The 22,443-nt window shown below is 66.8% G+C and carries 17 protein-coding genes and 1 tRNA gene; 15 read left to right on the forward strand and 3 right to left on the reverse strand.

All coding sequences use genetic code 11. From position 1 onward, the window contains the following. Positions 1-20: 20 nt before the first annotated feature. The 7 genes from rpoC (at position 21) to GNX71_RS03430 (ending at position 10,224) form a co-directional block, all read left to right on the forward strand. Complete coding sequence (gene rpoC, locus GNX71_RS03400; protein WP_206177021.1) at positions 21-4,250, forward strand: DNA-directed RNA polymerase subunit beta'; 4,230 nt, start codon at positions 21-23, stop codon at positions 4,248-4,250. A 99-nt stretch (positions 4,251-4,349) separates the two neighbouring features. Beyond that, on the forward strand, positions 4,350-4,952 hold the full coding sequence (locus GNX71_RS03405) for a lema family protein (protein WP_206177022.1): 603 nt from the start codon (positions 4,350-4,352) through the stop codon (positions 4,950-4,952). Between the two features lie 116 nt (positions 4,953-5,068). Further along, positions 5,069-6,394 carry a 16S rRNA (cytosine(967)-C(5))-methyltransferase RsmB gene (gene rsmB, locus GNX71_RS03410; protein WP_206179329.1) on the forward strand — a complete coding sequence of 442 codons (1,326 nt, stop codon included), beginning with the start codon at positions 5,069-5,071 and terminating at the stop codon, positions 6,392-6,394. Positions 6,395-6,452: 58 nt separating this feature from the next. Beyond that, complete coding sequence (locus GNX71_RS03415) at positions 6,453-7,022, forward strand: DUF4390 domain-containing protein (protein ID WP_241027297.1); 570 nt, start codon at positions 6,453-6,455, stop codon at positions 7,020-7,022. After that, on the forward strand, positions 7,019-9,349 hold the full coding sequence (locus GNX71_RS03420) for an ATP-binding protein (RefSeq protein WP_206177024.1): 2,331 nt from the start codon (positions 7,019-7,021) through the stop codon (positions 9,347-9,349). The genes GNX71_RS03415 and GNX71_RS03420 overlap by 4 nt, the downstream gene beginning before the upstream one ends. Before the next feature lie 79 nt (positions 9,350-9,428). Further along, on the forward strand, positions 9,429-10,130 hold the full coding sequence (locus GNX71_RS03425) for a response regulator (RefSeq protein ID WP_206177025.1): 702 nt from the start codon (positions 9,429-9,431) through the stop codon (positions 10,128-10,130). 18 nt (positions 10,131-10,148) lie between these two features. Further along, positions 10,149-10,224 (forward strand) — tRNA-Phe (locus GNX71_RS03430). Between the two features lie 119 nt (positions 10,225-10,343). On the opposite strand, the gene GNX71_RS03435 is transcribed toward GNX71_RS03430, so the two are convergent. Then, positions 10,344-11,225, reverse strand: a complete 882-nt coding sequence (locus tag GNX71_RS03435; RefSeq protein ID WP_206177026.1) for an alpha/beta hydrolase — start codon at positions 11,223-11,225, stop codon at positions 10,344-10,346. A gap of 157 nt (positions 11,226-11,382) precedes the next feature. After that, positions 11,383-12,165: an IclR family transcriptional regulator gene (locus tag GNX71_RS03440; RefSeq protein ID WP_206177027.1), complete on the reverse strand. Its 783-nt coding sequence runs from the start codon at positions 12,163-12,165 to the stop codon at positions 11,383-11,385. A gap of 142 nt (positions 12,166-12,307) precedes the next feature. On the opposite strand from GNX71_RS03440, the gene GNX71_RS03445 reads away from it, so the two are divergent. From GNX71_RS03445 to GNX71_RS03485, 8 genes are all read left to right on the forward strand, one after another. Beyond that, positions 12,308-13,318 carry a TRAP transporter substrate-binding protein gene (locus GNX71_RS03445; protein ID WP_206177028.1) on the forward strand — a complete coding sequence of 337 codons (1,011 nt, stop codon included), beginning with the start codon at positions 12,308-12,310 and terminating at the stop codon, positions 13,316-13,318. A gap of 168 nt (positions 13,319-13,486) precedes the next feature. Continuing rightward, positions 13,487-14,548: a ThuA domain-containing protein gene (locus tag GNX71_RS03450; RefSeq protein WP_042579896.1), complete on the forward strand. Its 1,062-nt coding sequence runs from the start codon at positions 13,487-13,489 to the stop codon at positions 14,546-14,548. 56 nt (positions 14,549-14,604) lie between these two features. Further along, positions 14,605-16,830, forward strand: coding sequence for a PQQ-binding-like beta-propeller repeat protein (locus tag GNX71_RS03455; protein WP_206177029.1), 2,226 nt, complete (start codon positions 14,605-14,607; stop codon positions 16,828-16,830). 165 nt (positions 16,831-16,995) lie between these two features. Beyond that, complete coding sequence (pqqB, locus tag GNX71_RS03465) at positions 16,996-17,916, forward strand: pyrroloquinoline quinone biosynthesis protein PqqB (protein ID WP_206177030.1); 921 nt, start codon at positions 16,996-16,998, stop codon at positions 17,914-17,916. 4 nt (positions 17,917-17,920) lie between these two features. Beyond that, complete coding sequence (gene pqqC / locus GNX71_RS03470) at positions 17,921-18,664, forward strand: pyrroloquinoline-quinone synthase PqqC (protein ID WP_206177031.1); 744 nt, start codon at positions 17,921-17,923, stop codon at positions 18,662-18,664. Then, a complete protein-coding gene (gene pqqD / locus GNX71_RS03475) occupies positions 18,661-18,933 on the forward strand; it encodes a pyrroloquinoline quinone biosynthesis peptide chaperone PqqD (RefSeq protein ID WP_206177032.1) in 273 nt (90 codons plus the stop codon). Before pqqC ends, pqqD begins: the two co-directional genes overlap by 4 nt. Then, a complete protein-coding gene (gene pqqE, locus GNX71_RS03480) occupies positions 18,911-20,089 on the forward strand; it encodes a pyrroloquinoline quinone biosynthesis protein PqqE (RefSeq protein ID WP_206177033.1) in 1,179 nt (392 codons plus the stop codon). Before pqqD ends, pqqE begins: the two co-directional genes overlap by 23 nt. A gap of 12 nt (positions 20,090-20,101) precedes the next feature. After that, positions 20,102-21,034 (forward strand): alpha/beta fold hydrolase, encoded by a 933-nt coding sequence (locus tag GNX71_RS03485; protein ID WP_206177034.1) that lies wholly within the window; start codon positions 20,102-20,104, stop codon positions 21,032-21,034. On the opposite strand, the gene GNX71_RS03490 is transcribed toward GNX71_RS03485, so the two are convergent. Further along, a complete protein-coding gene (locus GNX71_RS03490; RefSeq protein ID WP_206177035.1) occupies positions 21,015-22,442 on the reverse strand; it encodes an ELWxxDGT repeat protein in 1,428 nt (475 codons plus the stop codon). The genes GNX71_RS03485 and GNX71_RS03490 overlap by 20 nt on opposite strands. Position 22,443: the final 1 nt, after the last annotated feature.

A 22,443-nucleotide genomic window follows, 5' to 3' on the forward strand; every position in this document is an offset into this window, starting at 1 on the left:
TTGAAAAGGGAAAGAGTCTTATGAAATCGCTACTCGACCTGTTCAAGCAATTCACGCCCGATGAGCATTTCGATGCCATCAAGATCGGCATGGCTTCGCCCGAGAAGATCCGCTCGTGGTCTTTCGGTGAAGTGAAGAAGCCCGAGACGATCAACTACCGCACGTTCAAGCCCGAGCGCGACGGTCTCTTCTGCGCCAAGATCTTCGGCCCCATCAAGGACTACGAGTGCCTGTGCGGCAAGTACAAGCGCCTGAAGCACCGCGGCGTGATCTGCGAGAAGTGCGGCGTTGAAGTCACGCAGACCAAGGTGCGTCGCGAGCGCATGGGTCACATCGACCTGGCCGCGCCCTGCGCCCACATCTGGTTCCTGAAGTCGCTGCCGTCGCGCCTGGGCCTCGTGCTCGACATGACGCTGCGCGACATCGAACGCGTGCTGTACTTCGAAGCCTACGTGATCACCGACCCCGGCATGACCCCGCTGAAGAAGTTCGGCATCATGTCCGAGGACGACTACGACGCCAAGCGCAAGGAATACGGCGACGAATTCGTGGCCAAGATGGGCGCCGAAGGCATCAAGGACCTGCTGCAGGGCATCGAGCTCGACAGCGAGATCGAACGCCTGCGCGGTGACCTGACCGGCTCCGAAGTCAAGGTCAAGAAGAACTCCAAGCGCCTGAAGGTGCTGGAAGCCTTCCGCAAGTCGGGTATCAAGCCCGAGTGGATGGTGCTCGACGTGCTGCCCGTGCTGCCGCCGGACCTGCGTCCGCTGGTGCCGCTGGACGGCGGCCGCTTCGCGACCTCCGACCTGAACGACCTGTATCGCCGCGTCATCAACCGCAATTCGCGTCTGCGCCGCCTCTTGGAGCTGAAGGCTCCGGAAATCATCGCGCGCAACGAAAAGCGGATGCTGCAAGAGGCTGTCGACTCGCTGCTGGACAACGGTCGTCGCGGCAAGGCCATGACGGGCGCCAACAAGCGCGCGCTCAAGTCGCTGGCCGACATGATCAAGGGCAAGAGCGGTCGTTTCCGCCAGAACTTGCTGGGCAAGCGCGTCGACTACTCGGGCCGTTCGGTCATCGTGGTGGGCCCGACGCTCAAGCTGCACCAGTGCGGCCTGCCGAAGCTGATGGCGCTCGAACTCTTCAAGCCCTTCATCTTCTCGCGCCTCGAAGCCATGGGCATCGCGACCACGATCAAGGCTGCCAAGAAGGAAGTCGAATCGGGCACGCCGGTGGTCTGGGACATCCTGGAAGAAGTGATCAAGGAACACCCGGTCATGCTGAACCGTGCGCCTACGCTGCACCGTTTGGGCATTCAGGCGTTCGAGCCGATCCTGATCGAGGGCAAGGCCATCCAGCTGCACCCGCTCGTTTGCGCGGCCTTCAACGCCGACTTCGACGGCGACCAGATGGCCGTCCACGTGCCGCTGTCGGTGGAAGCGCAGATGGAAGCCCGCACGCTGATGCTGGCCTCCAACAACGTGCTGTTCCCGGCTTCGGGCGAACCGTCGATCGTTCCTTCGCAGGACGTGGTGCTGGGTCTGTACTACACGACCCGCGACCGCATCAACGGCAAGGGCGAGGGCCTGATCTTCTCCGACATCGGTGAAGTGCAGCGCGCGCTGGACGCCAACGAAGTCGAACTCACCGCCAAGGTGGCAGTGCGCATCACGGAATACACCAAGGACAAGGAAACCGGCGTCTTCACGCCGTCGACCTCGCTCGTGGACACCACCGTGGGCCGCGCGCTGCTGTCCGAGATCCTGCCGAAGGGCCTGCCGTTCTCGAACATCAACAAGGCGCTGAAGAAGAAGGAAATCTCCAAGCTCATCAACGTCTCGTTCCGCAAGTGCGGCCTGAAAGAGACCGTCGTGTTCGCCGACAAGCTGCTGCAGAACGGCTTCCGCCTGGCGACCAAGGCCGGTATCTCGATCGCGATCGACGACATGCTGGTGCCCGCCGAGAAGCACGGCATCATCGAGCGCTCCGCCAAGGAAGTGAAGGAGATCGAACAGCAGTACGTCTCCGGTCTCGTGACCTCCGGCGAACGCTACAACAAGGTGGTGGACATCTGGGGCAAGGCCGGCGACGAAGTGTCGAAGGTCATGATGGCCAAGCTCTCCAAGCAGAAGGTCATCGACCGCCACGGCAAGGAAGTCGAGCAGGAGTCGTTCAACTCCATCTACATGATGGCCGACTCCGGCGCCCGCGGTTCCGCAGCGCAGATTCGCCAGGTGGCCGGCATGCGTGGCCTGATGGCCAAGCCTGACGGCTCGATCATCGAGACGCCCATTACCGCGAACTTCCGCGAAGGCCTGAACGTGCTGGAGTACTTCATCTCCACCCACGGTGCCCGTAAGGGTCTGGCCGACACGGCGCTGAAGACGGCGAACTCGGGTTACCTGACCCGTCGTCTGGTCGACGTGACGCAAGACCTGGTCGTGACCGAGCAGGACTGCGGCACGCACGGCGGCTACCTGATGCGCGCGATCGTCGAAGGCGGTGAAGTGATCGAGTCGCTGCGCGACCGAATCCTCGGCCGCTCGGCTGCGGACGACGTGCTGCACCCGGAAAACCGTTCGGTGCTGCTCAAGGCCGGCGAGATGTTCGACGAAGACAACATCGAAGTCCTGGAAGCCCAGGGCGTCGACGAAGTCAAGGTCCGCACCGCGCTGACCTGCGAAACCCGCTTCGGCATCTGCGCGACCTGCTACGGCCGCGACCTGGGCCGCGGCGGCCTGATCAACATCGGCGAAGCCGTCGGTGTGATCGCGGCGCAGTCGATCGGCGAACCCGGCACGCAGCTGACGATGCGTACCTTCCACATCGGTGGCGCGGCATCGCGTGCGGCCATCGCTTCGAGCGTGGAAGCCAAGTCGAACGGTTCGATCGGCTTCAACGCCACGATGCGCTACGTGACCAACAGCAAGGGCGAGCTGGTCGTGATTTCGCGTTCGGGCGAGATCGTCATCCATGACGAACACGGCCGTGAGCGCGAACGCCACAAGGTGCCGTACGGCGCGACCCTGGCCGTCAAGGCCGACCAGCAGATCAAGGCCGGCCACGTGCTCGCCAACTGGGATCCGCTGACGCGCCCGATCATCACCGAGTTCGCCGGCAAGACGCAGTTCGAGAACGTCGAGGAAGGCCTCACGGTTGCCAAGCAGGTGGACGAAGTGACCGGTCTGTCGACCCTGGTCGTGATCGACCCGAAGCGCCGCGGCGCTGCCAAGGTCGTGCGCCCGCAGGTGAAGCTCATCGACGCCTCCGGCGCCGAAGTGAAGATCCCGGGCACCGACCACTCGGTGACGATCGGCTTCCCGATCGGCTCGCTGGTGCAGATCCGCGACGGCCAGGACGTGGGCCCCGGCGAAGTGCTGGCGCGCATTCCGGTCGAAGGCCAGAAGACGCGCGACATCACCGGCGGTCTGCCGCGTGTTGCCGAGCTGTTCGAAGCCCGTTCGCCGAAGGACAAGGGCATGCTGGCCGAAATGACCGGTACCGTGTCGTTCGGTAAAGAGACCAAGGGCAAGATTCGCCTGCAGATCACCGATCCGGAAGGCACGGTCTGGGAAGACCTCGTGCCGAAGGAAAAGAACATCCTGGTGCACGAAGGCCAGGTGGTGAACAAGGGCGAGTCCGTGGTCGACGGTCCGGCGGACCCGCAGGACATCCTGCGCCTGCTGGGTTCGGAAGAACTGGCGCGCTACATCGTGGACGAAGTGCAGGACGTGTACCGCTTGCAGGGTGTGAAGATCAACGACAAGCACATCGAGGTGATCGTTCGCCAGATGCTGCGCCGCGTCGTGGTCGACAACATCGGCGAGACCAGCTACATCTCCGGCGAACAGGTCGAACGCAGCGAAATGCTCAACACCAACGACGCCCTGCGCGCCGAAGGCAAGATCCCCGCGACGTTCACGAACCTGCTGCTGGGTATCACGAAGGCATCGCTGTCCACCGACTCGTTCATCTCGGCTGCTTCGTTCCAGGAAACGACGCGCGTGCTGACCGAAGCCGCGATCATGGGCAAGCGCGACGAGCTGCGTGGCCTGAAGGAAAACGTCATCGTCGGCCGCCTGATTCCTGCAGGCACCGGCATGGCCTACCACCAGGCCCGCAAGGTCAAGGACCAGATGGACGAAGCCGAGCGCCGCGCCATCGCCGAATCCGAAGCCGCCGAACTGGCGGGTTCCTCGAGCGATGCAACGACCACGGCCGACGCCAGCGAAGGCGCCGCGACCGAATAACCGGCTAGCATCACCGGCCATGACCGGTACCCCACGCCCCCCGACCGCCCCCGGTTGGGGGGCGTTTTTCTTTGTGCTTCCCATGAGGTGTCGTTTCCGATGAGCGTGTTGCCCGAATCGCTGGCCAGCTGGATCGTCATTGCGGTGCTGTTGTTCTGGTTTGTCGGTGCCTACAACCGGCTGGTGCGCCTGCGCGCGGCCGTGCTGCAGGCCTATGCGACGCTCGACGCGGCGCTGGGCAGGCAGCTCGATTTCGTCCAGGCCAGCATCAGCGCCGCGCCGCAGGAGAACCCGCCGTCGCAGGAACTCCTGTCGTCGATCGCGCCGCTGCAGGCGGCCACCACCCAGCTGGCCACCTTGCTGGGCGCTACGCGGCTGCACCCGCTCGATGCGGGCGGCATGGCCGCGCTGGGTACGGCGTTGCAGGTGCTGATCTCCGCCTGGCAGCGCCAGCATCCGGATGCGGTGACGGTTTTCGATGCCGACGGGACGCTTTCGCGCCCTGTGCCGGCGCAGCCTGGTACTGTCGCCGCGCCGAACGCGGCCGAGCCGATCGCCTGGCCCGAACCCTCGGCCGCCGCGGAAATCGCGCGCAGCCAGTTCAACCTGGCGGTGGGGCACTACAACGACGCGATCGTCCAGTTTCCGGCGCTGCTGGTGGCATGGGCCGTGCGTCTGCGTCCGGCCGCGCCCCTGCGCTGACGGGGCGTCCTTTCCTTCTTTACATTGCACGGCGTAATGCCTTTGGCCCGCCCGTTACCATCCGCCCCAACTTGTCAGAACTACCTTCCGATTCCCCCGGCAACGCAGCCCCCTCGCTGCAGCCACCGCTGTGGCGCCAGCTGCAATTGACGGCGGGTGCGCTCGCGTCCATTCGCGCCGGCACCTCGGGCTCCGTCGCTTTCGAGGCCGTCGAGCCCGCGCTGCGGCCCGGCGTGCAGGCGCTCGGCTTCCAGGTGCTGCGCTGGCTCGGCCGCGCCGAGGCGCTGCGCCGCCATCTGGCCAAGCGCACGCCGCCGCCGCTGCCCGATGCCTTGCTCTGCACCGCGCTGGGCCTCGCCTGGGACGCCGAACGCGCGCCCTACGAACCCTTCACGCTGGTCGACCAGGCCGTCGAAGCGGCCAAGCGCAACCCGGCGACCCGGGCGCAGGCCAGCTTCATCAATGCGTGCCTGCGCCGGTTCCTGCGCGAGCGCGACGAACTCGTGGCCATCACCGACCAGGAACCCGTCGCGCAATGGAACCATCCGCGCTGGTGGATCGAGAAGCTCAAGCGCGACCATCCCCGCGATTGGCAGCGGATCCTGAATGCGGACAACGCGCAGGCGCCGATGACTTTGCGCGTCAACACCCAGAAATCGACGGCGGCTGCTTATCTATTAGAGCTGGAGGCCGCGGGCCTCCCGGCCACGCGCATCGGTGCCAGTGGTCTCCAACTGGGACGCGCGCGGCCGGTGCAGCAATTGCCCGGGTTCGCCGACGGTGCCTGCTCGGTGCAGGACGCAGCCGCGCAGATGGCGGCGCCCCTGCTGCTCGATGGCCTGCTGCCGGCGAAGCCCGGCGCCGCGCCGCTGCGCGTGCTCGACGCCTGCGCCGCCCCCGGCGGCAAGACCGCGCACCTGCTCGAACTGGCCGGTCCGGGTGCCGCCGAGGTGATCGCCCTCGAGGTCGACGCCGTCCGCAGCCGCCGGATCGACGAAACCCTGAGTCGCCTCGGCTTGCAGGCCAAGGTGGTGGTGGCCGATGCAGCGCGTCCCGCCGACTGGTGGGACGGCACGCCTTTCGACGCCATCCTGCTCGACGCACCATGCACTGCTTCGGGGATCGTGCGCCGCCATCCCGACGTCCGCTGGCTGCGCCGCGAAAGCGACACCGCCCAGTTGGCCGCACAGCAGGCCGCGCTCCTGGCCGCGCTCTGGCCGCTTGTGCGGCCCGGCGGCCGTCTCCTTTACTGCACCTGTTCCGTCTTCCGGGAAGAGGGCTCGCAACAAATTGATGCGTTCCTTGCACACAACACTGACGCACGATTGCAACCGTCCCCGGGCCATTTGCTGCCCCAAAGCGGGGGGAATGTCCGTGGCGTCCCGGACAATCCCTCAGGTGACCACGACGGCTTCTTCTACGCCCTGCTTGAAAAACGCTGAGTCCGCTCGGCCGCGCCGAGCGGTCCTGCTGGCCGTGTTCCTGTTGGTCTGGGCACTGATGCTGGCGTGGCTCCCGGCCCCGGCCGCCGCCCAGAATCGCCCGGGTGCGGCGATCACCCAGATGCGCCTGGAGCAGGCCGACGACGGCGTCTACCTCAGCGCCGGCGTGCAGTTCGAGCTGCCCTCGCTGGTCGAGGAGGTGCTCGACAAGGGCATCGCCATCTACTTCGTGGCCGAGGCCGAGATGTACCAGGAGCGCTGGTACTGGACCGACCGCAAGGTCGCCCAGGTTACGCGCCACATGCGGCTGGCCTACCAGCCGCTCACCCGCCGCTGGCGGCTCAATGTGTCGCCGGTGCCGATCACCGGCGCTGCCGGCTTCGGCATTTCCCTGAACCAGAATTTCGACACCCTGGGCGACGCGCTGGAAGCCATCAAGCGCATCGGCCGGCTGCGCATGGGCGATGCGGCCGAGATCGGCGACGACCCGCTGCACCAGGTGACCTTCCGCTTCCGCCTCGATACCTCGCAGCTGCCGCGGCCGTTCCAGATCGGCGTGGTCGGGCAGGCCGACTGGAACATCTCGGCCGAACGCACCGCGCGCCTGGCGCTGGAGAAGCAGCGGTGAGCACTAAACCGCGCAGCGGCGCAGCGGCCACACCCGCCGCACGCCGCTCGCGCGCGATGCGCTGGGCCGTGGGCGTCGGCGCGGCCATGGTCACAGCCATCGGCTTGGTGCTGATGTTCCTGCTGGCCCAAGCCACCAACAACCGGGAGCTGTACGAGCGCTACTACGTGCGCCTGTTCGGCATCAATGTCGTGGTGGCGGTGCTGCTGGTGCTGGTGATCGGCTGGGTCGCCTTCAGGCTGCTGCGGCGGCTGCGCCAGGGCAAGTTCGGCAGCCGGTTGCTGATCAAGCTGGCGGCCATCTTCGCGCTGGTGGGCGTGGTGCCGGGGGCGCTGGTGTACGTCGTGTCGTATCAGTTCGTCGAGCGCTCGATCGAGAGCTGGTTCGACGTCAAGGTCGAAGGCGCGCTGGACGCCGGCCTGAACCTCGGGCGCGCCACGCTTGATTCCCTATCCGACGACCTCGCGACCAAGACCCGCGTCGCCAGCGCGCAGCTGTCGTCGGTGTCCGATGCGAGCGCCGGTCTCGCGCTGGAGCGCATCCGCGACCAGCTCGAGGCGAGCGACGTGGTGCTGTGGACGGGGTCCGGCCAGCTCATCGCCGGCGCGGGCACCTCGCGCTTCCAGCTCAACCCCGAGCGGCCGACCGCACAGCAGTTTCGCCAGGTGCGCCCCGACCGCCCGCTCGCACATGTCGAGGGGCTGGACGAAACCGCCGCGCCCGGCGCCGCACAACCCGTCGCGAGCGTGCGCGCGCTCGCCATGGTGCAGCGGCCCGGCTTCGACTTCGACACCGCACCGCGCTACCTGCAGGTCACACGGCCGCTGCCGCCGGCCGTGGTCAAGAACGCGCTGGACGTGCAGGAAGCCAATCGCGAATACCAGGAGCGGGCGCTCGCGCGCGGGGGGCTGCGCCGCATGTACATCGGCACGCTCACCCTGAGCCTGTTCCTCGCCGTGTTCGGCGCGGTGCTGCTGGCCGTGCTGTTCGGCAACCAGCTCGCCCGCCCGCTGCTCGTGCTGGCCGACGGCGTGCGCCAGGTGGCCGCCGGCGACCTGCGGCCCACCGCCGTGCTGCAGGGCAAGGACGAGCTGGGCGGCCTCACGCGCTCGTTCGCCGTCATGACGCAGCAGCTGGCCGATGCGCGCGGCGCCGTCGAAAAGACCATGGGCCAGCTCGACGCGGCCCGCGCCAACCTGCAGACCATCCTCGACAACCTGACCTCGGGCGTGATCGTGCTCGACGCCAAGGGCACGGTGCTCTCGACCAACCCCGGCGCCACCCGCGTGCTGCGCGCGCCGCTGGCGGCCTACGAAGGCCAGGCGCTCGTCGACGTGCCGGGCCTGGCCGACTTCGGCGCCAAGGTGCAGCAGCAGTTCGACGAGTTCCAGGTCGAGCGCATGCAGCACGGCCTGGACCACTGGCAGCACGCCTTCGAGCTGCACGCCACCGGCACCGACCTGCCGCAGCAGGACGGCGTGATCAACCTCGTTGCGCGCGGCGCGGAGTTGCCCGGCGCCGCGCGGCTGCTGGTGTTCGACGACATTTCCGAGATCGTGTCGGCCCAGCGCGCGCAGGCCTGGGGCGAGGTGGCGCGGCGCCTGGCGCACGAGATCAAGAATCCGCTCACGCCGATCCAGCTTTCCGCCGAGCGGCTCGAGATGAAGCTCTCGGGCAAGGTCGCGGCGCCCGAACAGGCGATCCTGGTGAAGTCGGTCAAGACCATCGTCGACCAGGTCGATGCGATGAAGCGGCTGGTGAACGAATTCCGCGACTACGCGCGGCTGCCCGCGGCCGACCTGAAGCCGGTCGACCTGAATGCGCTGCTGGCCGATGTGCTGCAGCTCTATCACGCCGAGAACCTGCCGATCGTGCTGCGCTCGGAGCTTGATGTGCGCTGCCCGCCGATCCGGGGCGACGAGCAGCAGATCCGCCAGGTCATTCACAACCTGCTGCAGAACGCGCAGGACGCCGCCGAGGCCGCGGCCAGCAGCACGGGCAGGGCGGGCGAGGTCGTCATCCGCACCCGGCTGGGCGATTCGGGCCAGCGCGTGCGCCTCACGGTGCAGGACAGCGGCCCGGGCTTTGCAGAAAATATTTTGAAGCGCGCCTTCGAACCCTACGTCACGACGAAAACAAAAGGTACCGGTTTGGGGCTCGCGGTGGTCAAGAAGATCGCGGATGAGCACGGCGCGCGCATCGAGCTTTCCAATCGCGTTGTCGACGGGACTGTGGCAGGGGCGCAAGTCTCGCTATCATTCGCGCTGGCAGGCGAGCCGCGGGCAGCGGCCGCTCACACCGAAGACTCGAAGTCTTCCACCGCCTGAGCGCCCACAAAATCCAGCGCGAGGGCGCTGGACGGGCCGGCGGACCAACACATACCAGCGCACACAACAAGCAGCACTCATGGCAAACATTCTCGTGGTCGATGACGAGCTGGGCATCCGGGACCTGCTCTTCGAAATTCTCAATGACGAAGGCCACAACGTGGAGCTCGCGGAGAACGCCGCCGAGGCACGCGCCGCGCGGCAACGCGCGCGGCCCGACCTCGTGCTGCTCGACATCTGGATGCCCGACACCGATGGCGTCACACTGCTCAAGGAGTGGTCCACCGCCGGGCTCCTGAGCATGCCCGTCATCATGATGAGCGGCCACGCCACCATCGACACCGCGGTCGACGCAACGCGCATCGGCGCCTTCGCCTTCCTCGAAAAACCGATCACGCTGCAGAAGCTGCTCAAGGCCGTGGAACAGGGGCTCGCACGCGAGAGCGCACGCCGCGCTGCGGCGGGTGTGGTGCCCACACCGGTCGGCGGTCATCAGGCGGCCGCGATCACCACGACGGGCGACAGCCTGCTGATGGCATCGCTGGCCTCGGTGCCGGTACCCGATGCCGGCCCGCAGTCGACCCAGAGCTTCGACCTCGACCGCCCGCTGCGCGATGCACGCGACGGCTTCGAGAAGGCGTACTTCGAATTCCACCTCGCGATGGAGAACGGCTCTATGACCCGCGTCGCAGAGAAAACCGGTCTGGAACGCACCCATCTTTATCGCAAGCTCAAACAACTTGGCGTCGATCTTTCAAGAGGCCGCAGAACCGCTGTATAATCTAGGGCTGCACACAATGGCCCGGTAGCTCAGTTGGTAGAGCAGCGGATTGAAAATCCGCGTGTCGGTGGTTCGATTCCGCCCCAGGCCACCACTCATCGCTGCGTAGGTTCTTCAAAAAGAGCACTGCGGAGCCAAAAAGCCCTAAGCAAATCAACTGCTTAGGGCTTTTTGCATTTCTGGGCCGTCGCCGGCCTTGGCGGGGGAGCGTTTTTATCCCTTACCGGGCGGTGCATGTACCCGCCCTAGAAAATCCCGCGTCAGCGTCACCACTTCATCGAGGTGCGTCTCCAGCAGCCAGTGCCCGCCGTCCAGCAGATGGAACTCGGCGTCCGGCAGATCCCGAAGATAGGCGCGCCCTGATTTCTCCGGCATGTAGTGATCCTGCGGCCCCCACATGATCAGCGTCGGCGGGCGGTGCTCGGCCAAGTATTGGCGGTGCTGCGGGAACCAGGCGCGGTTCTCCTTCAGCCCTGCGATCAGGCTGATCGCGATCTCCCTGCGCTCGGGCGTCACCAGCGACCAGTGCAGCTTCCACAGGTCGGGAGGAATGCGCTCGGCAAGCTCGGGCCTCACTGCGTTGAGAAACTCCTCCTTGAACACCTCTTCGGTGATCGCCTCGGCCAGCTTCGCGCGCATCTGCGCCACCGGCAGCGTCCAGGTGTTCTCGATCTCGGCGTACTTCGGCCCCAGCGCATCCTCATAAGGAATGTCGCCGTTCTGGATGATGAGCGCCACCACGCGCTCGGGTGCCTTGATGGCCAGGCGCGCGCCGATCGGCGATCCGAAGTCGTGCAGGTACAGGGCGAAGCGTTCGATGCCAAGCGCTTTCACGAAGCGATCGAGAAAATCCGCATAGCCATCGAAGCTGTAGTCGAAGCCCTTCGGTGTCGCGCTGTAGCCGGCGCCGGGATAGTCCGGCGCGACCAGCCGCCAGCGGTCGGCCAGGCGCGGCATGAGGTTGCGAAATTCGTACGATGAACACGGGTAGCCATGCGGCAGCAGGACGACGGGCGCATCGCTCGGCCCGGCCTCGCGGTAGAAGGTTTCGACATCGCCAACCCGGATGCGGCGGTGCCGCATGTGAATGTCCATGCGTTTCTCCTGTTCGTTGGCCGGCCGGACCCATGTCCGGCGCGGCATGGCAGGAGGTTAAAAATTCTTTGGCTCGTGTCGACGGTCGGCGTGTACCGACGGAGTTCGTAGGTCGAGATCGAGATCGAGATCGAGAAAGGCGCAGGCGCGCGGCGCTTCAGGCCCGCTTCTTGAAGTGCATCGACGCGCCGCTCGCGCGCGCCAGCGCTTCCGCCGATTCGAGAAGCACGGGTCCCAGTTCCAGCATGCGTTCCTCGGTCAGCCGTACCAGCGGCCCCGCGATCGTGATGACGCCGATCACCGCGCCGTTGCCGCCGCGCACCGGCGCGGCCATGGCCGTCATCGCGGGGGCGAACACCTCGCTGATCATCGAGAAGCCGCGCTTGCGCGCCGCGCGCAAGAAAGCCAGCAGTGCCTTGACGGTGGTCGGCGCTTTCGGGCCGAAGTCCTCGGGTTGTCCGAAGCCTTGCCGGGCGACCAACTGGAGCGCCTGTTCGTCCGTCATCGTCGAGAGCCACGCGTGGCCGGCCGAGCTGGAGGAGAGGTTGACCGACAGGCCCATGTCCGGGTCGTAGCGCAAGCCCCGCGTGGCGCCTTGCGCCTTGGCCACGAAGGTCAGTTCGTCGCCATCGACCACGGCCAGCCGCACCAGTTCGCCCGAGCTGGCCGCGAGCCTGTCGAGCAGCGGCTGCGCGATGTCCACGATGCCGCTGTTGCTCAGGAAGCTCAGGCCGAGCGACACGAGCTTGATCGTGAGCATGTAGTCGCCATGGCTCTGGTCCTGCCGTACATAGCCGCAACGGACCAGTTCGCTCAGCAGGCGATGGGTGGCGCTCAAGGGCATTTCCAGCTCGGCGGAGAGTGCCGACAGCGCTCGGCCTTCAGGGTGGCCGGCAAGGTGTTCAAGCACCTTGAAGCTGCGTTCCAGTATGGCGGTCATGCGGTCAACTTTAGCATTTTGCCAAGTGTTTTCACTAGTAGAAAGATTTTCCACTTGCCGATTAAGATCGCGCCGCCAGAGGTCGGGGCGCCAGTGGATGGCCCCGACATGCCCCCCTCACATCGAAGCTGGAGATCCAATCTTGAGAACGCTTTACCGCTCGCTGGCCACCGCCGGCCTGGCCCTCGCACTGGTCGTTCCCGCCTTGGCACAGGCGCAGCAGGAACGCGTGATCCGCTTCGGCCACCTGAACAACGCCGACCACCCCGTGAGCTTCGGCGTCAAGCGATTCGCAGAACTGCTCTCAGCCAAGAGCAGCGGCAAGATGAAGGTCCAGGAGTTCCCCGCCTCCCAACTGGGCAACGAGATGCAGCAGCAGTCGGCCCTGCAAGGCGGCGTGCAGCAGATGTCGGCCCCCGCCACCACTTCGCTCGCAGGCATCGTCAAGGAGTTCGGCCTTGTCGACTTCCCCTTCTCGGTGAACTCCTTCGCGCAGGCCGATGCATTGCTTGATGGACCGTTGGGGCAAGCGCTGATAGCCAAGCTCCCCGAGAAGGGTCTCGTTGCCCTGGGCTACTGGGACCTGGGCTTTCGCAACGTCACCAACAGCAAGCGCCCCATCACCAAGCCCGAAGACCTGGAAGGTTTGAAGATCCGCGTGATTCCGAATCCCGTGTTCCTGGAGACCTTCAAGGCCTTCAAGGCGAATCCGGTGCCGATGCCCTTCGCCGAGCTGTACGGGGCCCTGGAGTCGAAGGCGGTGGACGGTCAAGAGAACCCGTACGCCGTGATCCTCTCGAACAAGTTCTATGAGGTGCAGAAGTTCGTGAGCGCCACGAACCATGTCTATGCCGCAAACATCGTGCTGGTGAGCAAGAAGTTCTGGGACTCGCTCACGCCCGCCGAGCAGAAGATGATGAATGACGCGGCCAACGAGGCACGCGGTTACCAGCGCCAGGTCAGCCGCGCCGCAGCGCAGAAGGCCGTGGGCGACCTGCAGGCCAAGGGCGCCCAGTTCAACGAACTCACGCCCGCCGAGCAGGCCCGCATGCGCACCGTCGCCAAGCCCGTCATCGACAAATTCGCCGCTCAGTACGACCCCGCCATCGTCAAGCTCTACAACGACGAACTCGCTCGCATCCGCAAGCCATGACCGCCCGGCCACTCGCGCTCGCCGCGAACAACGCCACGGGCTGACGCCGACCTCTCCGGCCGGCATTCCTCATCCACACGCTGCTCCTGCCGGCCGCTGCCGAGCAGCCAATCCGCTCTCGGGGAAGTGTCCCCGTGGGTCCCGCTTCGACCAAAAAAGGAGACACCCTTGAAATCTTCCAGATCCTTCCTCTTCGGACTTGCATCGACCGCGGCGCTCGCGCTGGCGGTGACCGCCTGCGGCGGCGGCAGCGGCGGTGGTTCGTCGTTCGCGGGCTTTCCGATCCAGCCTGTCGCGCCGGCCGCACCGACCACGCCCACCGCACCGACCGACGAAGTGCCGGTACAACCGACCGACCCCGTGGCCGAGGCGGACGACAGCTTCGACACCTACTACAACGTCTGCCGCGGCACGAATCCCAAGTGCTACAACAACTGGGGCGCGTTCGATACAACGCCCGATCGCGTGCTGGTCTACTCGCGCACTGCGGGTCCGCGCCACGCCGTGCTCGGTACGCCGATGGGTGCCGGCCTGAACCCGGTGATGAACCCCGACAACGTCATGCAGGCCGGCCTCGTGCGCATGCTCACGGCCGAGGGCATCACCGTCGACTGGACCGAAGACGTGGCCGTCCTCGGCAGCCGCATCAACAACTACAAGGCCATCATCTTCGCGAGCTCGAACCGCGACACCTTGTGGAACGGCGCGGTCACCACGAGCCAGGACGCAGCACGCACAGCCTTGCGCAACTACATGCGCCGCGGCGGCGGCTTCGTCGGCCTGCACAACGCCTTCGGCGCCGAATACAACTGGCCCTACTACGAAGGCCTGCTGGGCAACGCGAACTTCTACAACCACGGCCCGAACCGCGCAGGCGATGTCGAGATCGTCTCCGACGACCCCTCGACCAAGGACGTGCCCAAGCGCTTCTCCTTCCAGGACGAGTGGTACAACCTCACGCCCTTCCCCACGAAGGTGAAGTTCCTCGCCAAAGTGGACACGTCCACGCTGAAGCCCTTGACCTCCGCGCCGCACCCCGGCCACGCGGACTTCCATCCGGTCGCCTGGTGCCAGTACTACGACGGCGGCCGCGCATGGCTCACGACCCTCGGCCACAACGCGCACTCGTTCACCGCGGACCTCTCGGGCGTCGGCGCCATCGAGTTCCAGAAGCTGGTCGTGCAGGGCGTCAAGTCGGCGATGGGCCTCACGCCTTTCTGCACCGAGTAACGGCGACCGGTCCGCTCGAACACACCCGTTCCAACCTTCAACGAGTAGAGACATCCATGAAGAAAAAATCATTGGTCACGCTGCTTATTTCCTGCGGCGTGCTCGCATCGCCGTTGCTGATCACCGCGTGCGGCGGCTCATCGGGCGGAGGCTCGCCTTCGTTCCCGGTGGTGCCGGCACCGCCCGCGCCGCCGCCCCCGGGGCCCGGCACACCGCCACCACCGCCGCCCGCACCCGCAACGCCCTCGGCGAACCTGTCGGACTGCTGCACAGCGGGCGACAAGGATTTCCCGAAGGTGGGCGGCAACCTGGGCAACCAGAACTACTCCAGCCTCGCGAAGATCGACAAGGCCCAGGTCGCCAAGCTCGGCGGCGCCTGGGTCAACCAGATCGAAGGCGGCATGGCCACCGGCAACAACCAGAGCACCACGGTGGTGGTCGACGGCACCATCTACATCGAGTCAGCAGTCGGCAACGTGATCGCGGTGGACGGCAAGACCGGCCTCACCAAGTGGAAGTGGACCACGCCCTACGGTTCGATCACGCGCCGCGGCGTGGCGGTCGCGAAGGACCTGGGCCTTGTGTTCACCGTCGCCACCGGCAACCGCCTCGTCGCGCTGCGCACCGACACCGGCGCCATCGCCTGGATCAAGCAGTACCCCAGCAGCGCCACCGACCCCGACTATCAGGGCGCGCTGCAGAAGGTGGCGCTGGTCTATCACGACAAGCGCCTCTTCCTCGGCACCAACGACGGCAACCGCGGCGCCGCGTTCTCGGCCGATGCACTCACCGGCAAGGTGCTGACTTCGTTCTGGGGCGTGCCACGCGCCGGCGAGATCGGCTACGACACCTGGGGCGGCGCGGCCGAATCGGACCGCGCGGGCGCCACGCCGTGGATCCACCCCGCGGTGGACCCCGAGCTCGGCCTCATCTACTGGACCTTCGGCAACGTGCGCGGCGGTTCCTCGCAGAACGGTTCCGCGCGCCCGGGCTTGAACCTGTTCGCCAACTCGTTGGTCGCGCTCGACCTGAAGACCGGCGAATACAAGTGGCACTTCCAGTCGGTGCACCACGACATCTGGGACATGGACAACGTGATGTCGCCCGTGCTCGCCGACGTGAAGATCGACGGCAAGGACCGCAAGGTCGTCATCTACGGCAGCAAGACGGGCATGTACTACATCCTCGATCGCAAGGACGGCAGCGCGCCGCTGGGCATCGACGAAGTACCCGTGAAGCAGGATGCCCGCCAGGCCAGCTGGCCCACGCAGCCGCTGCCGCGCCAGGGCGCATGGACCGAGACCTGCATCGTCGACCAGCCGCTGGGCACCGCCATCCCCGGCGACCCCAACCGCGCCGTGCCCAACTACGTGAAGGGCTGCCTGTACGACGCGCACTGGGACGTGCCGATCCTCTCCATCCCCGGACACGGCGGCGGCGCGAACTGGAACCATCAGGCCTTCAGCCAGCGCACCGGCCTCGTCTACACGGGCATGGGCTACGTGTCGGCCGCGCACTCGCTCACCGAGTCGAGCAACGGCCTGCGCCCGCCGGGCACCTACATGACGGGCGCGGTGGTGGCGGTCGATCCGAGCACCAACCTCGTGAAGTGGAAGAAGCAGATGCCGTACTCGCTCGCGCACGGCAACGGCATCCTGGCCACCGCGTCGAACCTGCTCTTCATCGGCCAGCCCGACGGCAACCTGCTCGCAATGGACGCCAACGACGGCAGCGAGCTGTGGCGCTTCCAGACGGGCGCGGCCATCAGCGCGAGCCCGATCGCCTACGAGATCGACGGCGAGCAGTACGTCGCGGTGTATTCGGGCGGCACGAGCATCCCGTACGGCGACTCGGCGCCGCGCGGCGACCGCCTGTGGGCATTCAAGGTCGGTGGCACGGTGCAGCCGCCCGCAACGCCGACACCGCCTGTCGTGCGCCGGCCGGTGTCCGGATCGGCGGTGGAGGGCGCGGCGCTGCCGACGCCCAACACCGTGTTCCTGGCGCGTGTGCAGACCCCCGCGAACGCGCCCGGAGCCACCGAGTCGACGGCAGTGAATGCCATGACGCCGACCTTCATGCGCGTGCCGGCCAACACCACGGTGACCTTCACCAATCCGGCAGCGAATGCCAACACGCACTGCGCGACGCAGTTCTTCGAAGGAAGGTTCAACTTCCGCCTGGCACCGGGCCAATCGGCGAACCACACCTTCGACACGCCCGGCGAGTACTTCTACAACGACTGTCATAGCCCGCGTCCTACGGGCAAGATCGTCGTATATTGATACCGTCCCTCAACCCCAACCACTGAAGGAGCAATGCGATGAAATGGTGCAAGCCTGAGTTCGAAGAGCTGCGTTTCGGCTTCGAGATCACGATGTACATCTCTGCTCGCTGAGAGCGGACCACAACGGCACCGGCTTCCACCGGTGCCGTTTTTTCTTGGGCATATGAAGATATTGGTTCTAGGTTCGGGGGCGGGCGGCGGTTTCCCGCAATGGAATTGCAACTGCCGCCTCTGTGCCGGCCAGCGAACCGGACAGGTGCGGGCAAGCCCTCGCACGCAAAGCTCCATCGCCGTGTCCGCCAATGGCGACGACTGGGTCCTGCTCAATGCCTCGCCCGACATCGGCGCGCAGCTGCGCGCATCGAAAGCACTGCAGCCACGCCACGGCGTGCGCCACTCGCCGATCCAGGCGGTGGTGCTGATGGACTCGCAGATCGATCACGTTGCAGGCCTTCTCAGCTTGCGCGAAGGACCGCGGCTGCAGCTCTATTGCACGCCCGAGTCGTACGAAGACCTCACCGGCAGCCTGCCGCTCTTGAATGCGCTCGACAAATACTGCGGCGTGACCTGGCACCCGATGCCGCTCGAGCCCGGCGGTGGCGCGTGGCACGAAATCGCCGGCCTTCACCTGCAAGCGGTGCCCGTTCCCGGCAAGGCGCCGCCGTATTCGCCGCGCCGCCAGACCGAAGCGCGCAGCGACAACGCCGCCGTGCTCATCGAAGACCCGGCCACCGGCAAGCGCGTGCTCTACGCACCGGGCCTCGCACAGGTCGGCGATGCCGAGCGCAAGAGCCTCGATGCCTGCGATTGCGTGCTGGTCGACGGCACCTTCTGGACCGAAGACGAGATGCTCACCGCGGGCCTGGGCACCAAGCGCGCCGCCGACATGGGCCACCTGCCGCAATGCGACGGACCGCACGGCCCCGGCATGCTGAAAGCGCTCGACGCCTGCGCTGCAAGGCGCAAGGTGCTCATCCACATCAACAACAGCAATCCCATCCTCGACGAAGACGGCGCGGAACGCGCGGAGCTCGTGCGCCGCGGCATCGAGGTCGCCTTCGACGGCATGGAACTGGAGATCTGAACAAGTGACGCAGCAGCAACAGCACCAGGACGCGTGGTCCCCGCAGGTCTTCGAATCGAACCTGCGCGCCATGGAGTCGCGCTACCACAGCCATCACCCCTTCAACCGCCGGCTCAATGCGGGCGAGTTGCAACCGTTCCAGGTGCGCGGCTGGGTGGCGAACCGCTTCTATTACCAGTGCCGCATCCCGGTGAAGGATGCGGCCATCCTCTCCAACTGCGACGACCGTGCGACGCGCCGGCGCTGGGTGGTGCGCATGCTCGACCACGATGGGCATGACGGCCACGAAGGCGCCAACGCCGGCGGCATCGAGATCTGGACGCGCCTGGGCGTCGCCACCGGCCTGCAGCGCGACACATTGGAATCTCATGCGCTGGTGTTGCCCGGCGTGCGCTTCGCTGTCGATGCGTACGTCAACTTCGCACGCACCGCACCGTGGCAGGAGGCGGTGATCTCCTCGCTCACCGAGATGTTCGCGCCACGCATCCACAAGGACCGGCTCGCGGGCTGGCCCACGCACTACCCGTGGATCGACACCTCGGGCCTCGATTACTTCCGCACCCGCATCCCGCTGGCCGACCGCGACGTCGAGCACGGCCTGGAGGTTGCGATGCAGTGGTGCACCACGCGCGAGCGGCAGGAGCGCGCGTTGCAGATCCTGGGCTTCAAGCTCGACATCCTCTGGGCCATGCTCGATGCCATCGAGCGGGCCTATCCCGACGATCTTGCGAAAGAGCAGCAGCCATGACCACGCCATGGACCGACAGCGCGCAACCGTCGCTGGCCACGATGTACCGGCTGCAATGGGAAGACGCGCAGCAATGCCATGTGCTGCTGTTCCCCGAAGGCATGATCAAGCTGAACGGGCCGGCGGCGGAGATCCTCAAGCGTTGCGATGGCAAGACCTCCGTCGCCGCGCTCGTCACCGACCTGGAGACCACCTTCGGCGAAGCCGACCTGCGCGCCGACGTGATCGAGTTCCTGGAGCAGGCCCATGGACGCCACTGGATCCGGTGACACCCTTACCCAGCACGGCAGTGTTGCCGCGAAGCCGCCGCTGTGGCTGCTCGCGGAGCTGACCTACCGCTGCCCGCTGCATTGCGCGTTCTGTTCGAACCCGGTGGACTACACGCAATACAGCAACGAGCTCGGCACGGACGAGTGGATCCGCGTGTTCCGCGAAGCACGTGCGATGGGTGCGGTGCAGCTGGGCTTCTCGGGCGGCGAGCCGCTGGTGCGCGACGACCTCACGGAGCTCGTCGCGGCGGCGCACGAGCTGGGCTTCTATACCAACCTCATCACCTCGGGCGTGGGCCTCACGCCGCAGCGCGCCGGGGCGCTGAAGAAAGCGGGGCTCGATCACATCCAGCTCTCGTTCCAGGACTCGAGCCGCGAACTCAACGACTTCCTCAGCTCGACCAAGACCTTCGACCTCAAGCAGCGGGTGGCCCGCACGATCAAGGACCTCGGCTACCCGATGGTGCTGAACTGCGTGATGCACCGCTACAACCTGCCGCACGTAGGCCGCATCATCGAGATGGCCGAGTCGATGGAGGCGGATTTTCTCGAACTCGCCAACGTGCAGTACTACGGCTGGGCATGGCGCAACCGCGAGATGCTGATGCCCACGCGCGCGGCGCTGGCCACCGCCGAAGCCGTGGTCGACGAACACCGGCCGCGCCTCGATGGCCGCATGAAGATCCTCTGGGTCGTCCCCGACTACGCCGAGGGCAAGCCCAAGCCCTGCATGGCCGGTTGGGCCAGCGTGTTCCTCGTGGTCGCCCCTGATGGCGTGGCCTTGCCGTGCCACAGCGCGCGCATGCTGCCGGGGCTCGACTTTCCGAGCGTGCGCGATCACTCCATCCGCGAGATCTGGCAAGAGAGCCCGGCGTTCGGCGCCTACCGCGGCACCGGCTGGATGAGCAGCACCTGCCAGAGCTGCGAAGACAAGGAGAAGGACCACGGCGGCTGCCGCTGCCAGGCGTTCCTGCTCACCGGCGATGCGGCCGCCACGGACCCGGTCTGCCCGAAGAGTCCGCAACATGCCGAGGTCGAGGCGATGGTCGCCGCGGCGGTGGACCCGCGAGAGGTCAGTGCGCCGATCCGCTTCGTTCCGGGCGCACGGCGCGCGGGCGAACTCGTCTTCCGCACGGACGCCAATGCGCGAGGTTGAGCTGGTTCGCGCATGACGATCGTCCATCGCCTGCCGTTGAGCGGTGGCCATGTCATGCATGTCGAGGAGCACGGCAATCCGCGCGGGTTGCCTGCGCTGGTGCTTCACGGCGGGCCCGGCTCGGGGAGTTCGCCGCTGCTGCGCAGCGGCTTCGACCCCACGCGCTACCGCATCATCTGTCCCGATCAACGCGGCGCTGGCCGCAGCACACCCGCAGGGTCGATCGCGCACAACACGCTCGCCGACCTGCTCGATGACCTGCGGCTGCTTCGCGCGCATCTGAAGGTCGACCGGTGGCTGGTGGTCGGCGGATCATGGGGCGCCACGCTGGCGCTCATGCACACGCTCGACCAGCCTTCGGCCGTGGCGGGCCTCCTGCTGCGCAACGTGTTCCTGGCCCGCGCTTCGGACATCCACGATTTCTTCGCCGAAGCTGAGCGGCACGGCGGCCCCGAATGGCGCGTGCTGTGGGACGAAGCACGGCGAGGGCAATGCTCGATCACAACGGTGCTCGCGGACATCTTCGCGCATGGAACGTGGGAGGTGCAGCGGCATGCCGCGCTCTGCTGGTCCGACTGGGAGCAGCGCATGTCGGGTGGGAGCGCCGCACCGCCGGGCGATGGCGCCGCATTGCAGCGGCTGGTGTTGCGCTACCGCGTGCAGAGCCACTACCTGCGCCACGGATGCTGGCTCGATGCGCCCACGTTGTTGGAGCGATGCGCCGCGCTGCCTGAGGTTCCCACGCTCATCGTGCACGGCACGCACGACGCACTGTGCCCGCCGCAAGGCGCGCAGGCGCTCGCGAACGTCCTGCAGGGCCGGGCCGCTCTGCAATGGGCGCAGGGCGCGGGGCACAACCCCACGCATCCTGCCCTTGCCGCAGCGATGACAAAGGCGCTGCGAGACTACGCGGACACGCAGGCCTTCAGCGCAGACGCTCCTTGAGCGGATCGCCGATCAGCGCCACGCGGCGGTCTTTCCGGCGCGTCCAGAGCCGCTCGTTGCCGTGGCCGTCGTCGGCGGCGAAGAGCACTGCATCGCCCAGCGCGCGAAAGCCCAGGGGCAGCGCGTTGCGCGCACCGCCGGCCACGTCGGCAATCGCGCGCGTGCCGGCCGTGGTGCCGTCGCTGCTCCATGGCTCGACGCCCGTCGCGCCACCGCCGTTCGCGGAGAACCACAGCTGCGAACCGATCACCGAGAAGCGCGCCGGCGATCCGCTCTCGGCGCCCGGTGCGATGTCCTTGACCAGCACGGTGCCCTTGGCGGTACCGTCGCTGCGCCACAGCTCCGCGCCGGACGCCCCGTCGGTCGCTGCAAAGTAGACGCGGCCGCCCATCGCCGCGAGCGGGCTCGAGATCGACCCGCCCGTTCCTGGACGAATGTCCTTGACCAGCGTCGTGCCACCTTCGGTGCCGTCGCTCTTCCAGAGCTCGGTGCCGTGCGCGCCGTCGTCGGCCGCGAAGTACAGCGTGCGTCCGACCGCGACCAGGTGCGACGGCCGCGAGGGCGCCGTTCCCGGCCGCAGGTCCTTCACCATGCGCGTACCGCGTTCGGTGCCGTCGCTCTTCCACAGCTCGATGCCGTGCTCGCCATCGTGCGCGGTGAAGTAGATGTCGTCGCCGACGGCGGTCAGCGCCTGGATGCCTGCATCTTCGAGGCCCGGGCGAACGTCCTTCACCAGGCGCGTGGTCTCCGGCGTTCCTTCGGTGACCCAGAGTTCGTGACCGTGCTCGCGCGTGGTCGCGGTGAAAAAGAGGCGCTTGCCCGCGACGGTGAGTTGCCGCGTCACAGCGCGCGGCCCCGGGTCGATCGAAGACACGCGCGATGTCGTCTCCGCCGTGCCCGAGGTCTTCCACAACTGGAACCCCGTGCGGCCATCGTCGGCCACGAAGTACAACGCGTCGCGGAACACGGTCAGCTCGCCCGGCATCGCGCCTTCCTCGCCGGGCCGCAGGTCGATCACCTGCGTGGTGCCCGCGGCCGTGCCGTCGGTGCGCCAGAGTTCGAGGCCGCTCGTGCCGTCGGTGGCCGTCGTGTAGACGTGGCCCTTGAACAGCGTCTGACCGGCCGGGAAGGAGCCGCGGAAGCCGGGACGGATGTCCTTCAGCATGCGCGTGCCGGTGCTGCTGCCGTCCGTGATCCACAGCTCCTGACCCGATGCGATGTGGAAGGCGCTGAAGAGCATCTTCCCGTTGAGCGGCGTGAGGCCGGTGGGCGAGACGAAGGCCAGCGCCTGGCGCTGCTCGGGCAACACCTCGCGCTCGGGGTCCTGCGCGAAGGCGGGCAGCTGCACCAGCAGCGCGAGGGCGGCCAGCCATGCGGGCCGCATGGCGGAGAAAGAAGCGAATGGCATC

It is taken from the genome of Variovorax sp. RKNM96 (genome assembly GCF_017161115.1).
GTDB lineage: Bacteria > Pseudomonadota > Gammaproteobacteria > Burkholderiales > Burkholderiaceae_C > Variovorax.

Excerpts from the sequence above, each read along its gene's own strand:
- rpoC (WP_206177021.1), top strand. The coding sequence starts at position 21 with ATGAAATCGCTACTCGACCTGTTCAAGCAATTCACGCCCGATGAGCAT.
- GNX71_RS03405 (WP_206177022.1), top strand. The coding sequence starts at position 4,350 with ATGAGCGTGTTGCCCGAATCGCTGGCCAGCTGGATCGTCATTGCGGTG.
- GNX71_RS03415 (WP_241027297.1), top strand. The coding sequence starts at position 6,453 with ATGCTGGCGTGGCTCCCGGCCCCGGCCGCCGCCCAGAATCGCCCGGGT.
- GNX71_RS03425 (WP_206177025.1), top strand. The coding sequence starts at position 9,429 with ATGGCAAACATTCTCGTGGTCGATGACGAGCTGGGCATCCGGGACCTG.
- GNX71_RS03435 (WP_206177026.1), bottom strand. The coding sequence starts at position 11,225 with ATGGACATTCACATGCGGCACCGCCGCATCCGGGTTGGCGATGTCGAA.
- GNX71_RS03440 (WP_206177027.1), bottom strand. The coding sequence starts at position 12,165 with ATGACCGCCATACTGGAACGCAGCTTCAAGGTGCTTGAACACCTTGCC.
- GNX71_RS03455 (WP_206177029.1), top strand. The coding sequence starts at position 14,605 with ATGAAGAAAAAATCATTGGTCACGCTGCTTATTTCCTGCGGCGTGCTC.
- pqqB (WP_206177030.1), top strand. The coding sequence starts at position 16,996 with ATGAAGATATTGGTTCTAGGTTCGGGGGCGGGCGGCGGTTTCCCGCAA.
- pqqD (WP_206177032.1), top strand. The coding sequence starts at position 18,661 with ATGACCACGCCATGGACCGACAGCGCGCAACCGTCGCTGGCCACGATG.
- pqqE (WP_206177033.1), top strand. The coding sequence starts at position 18,911 with ATGGACGCCACTGGATCCGGTGACACCCTTACCCAGCACGGCAGTGTT.
- GNX71_RS03485 (WP_206177034.1), top strand. The coding sequence starts at position 20,102 with ATGACGATCGTCCATCGCCTGCCGTTGAGCGGTGGCCATGTCATGCAT.
- GNX71_RS03490 (WP_206177035.1), bottom strand. The coding sequence starts at position 22,442 with ATGCCATTCGCTTCTTTCTCCGCCATGCGGCCCGCATGGCTGGCCGCC.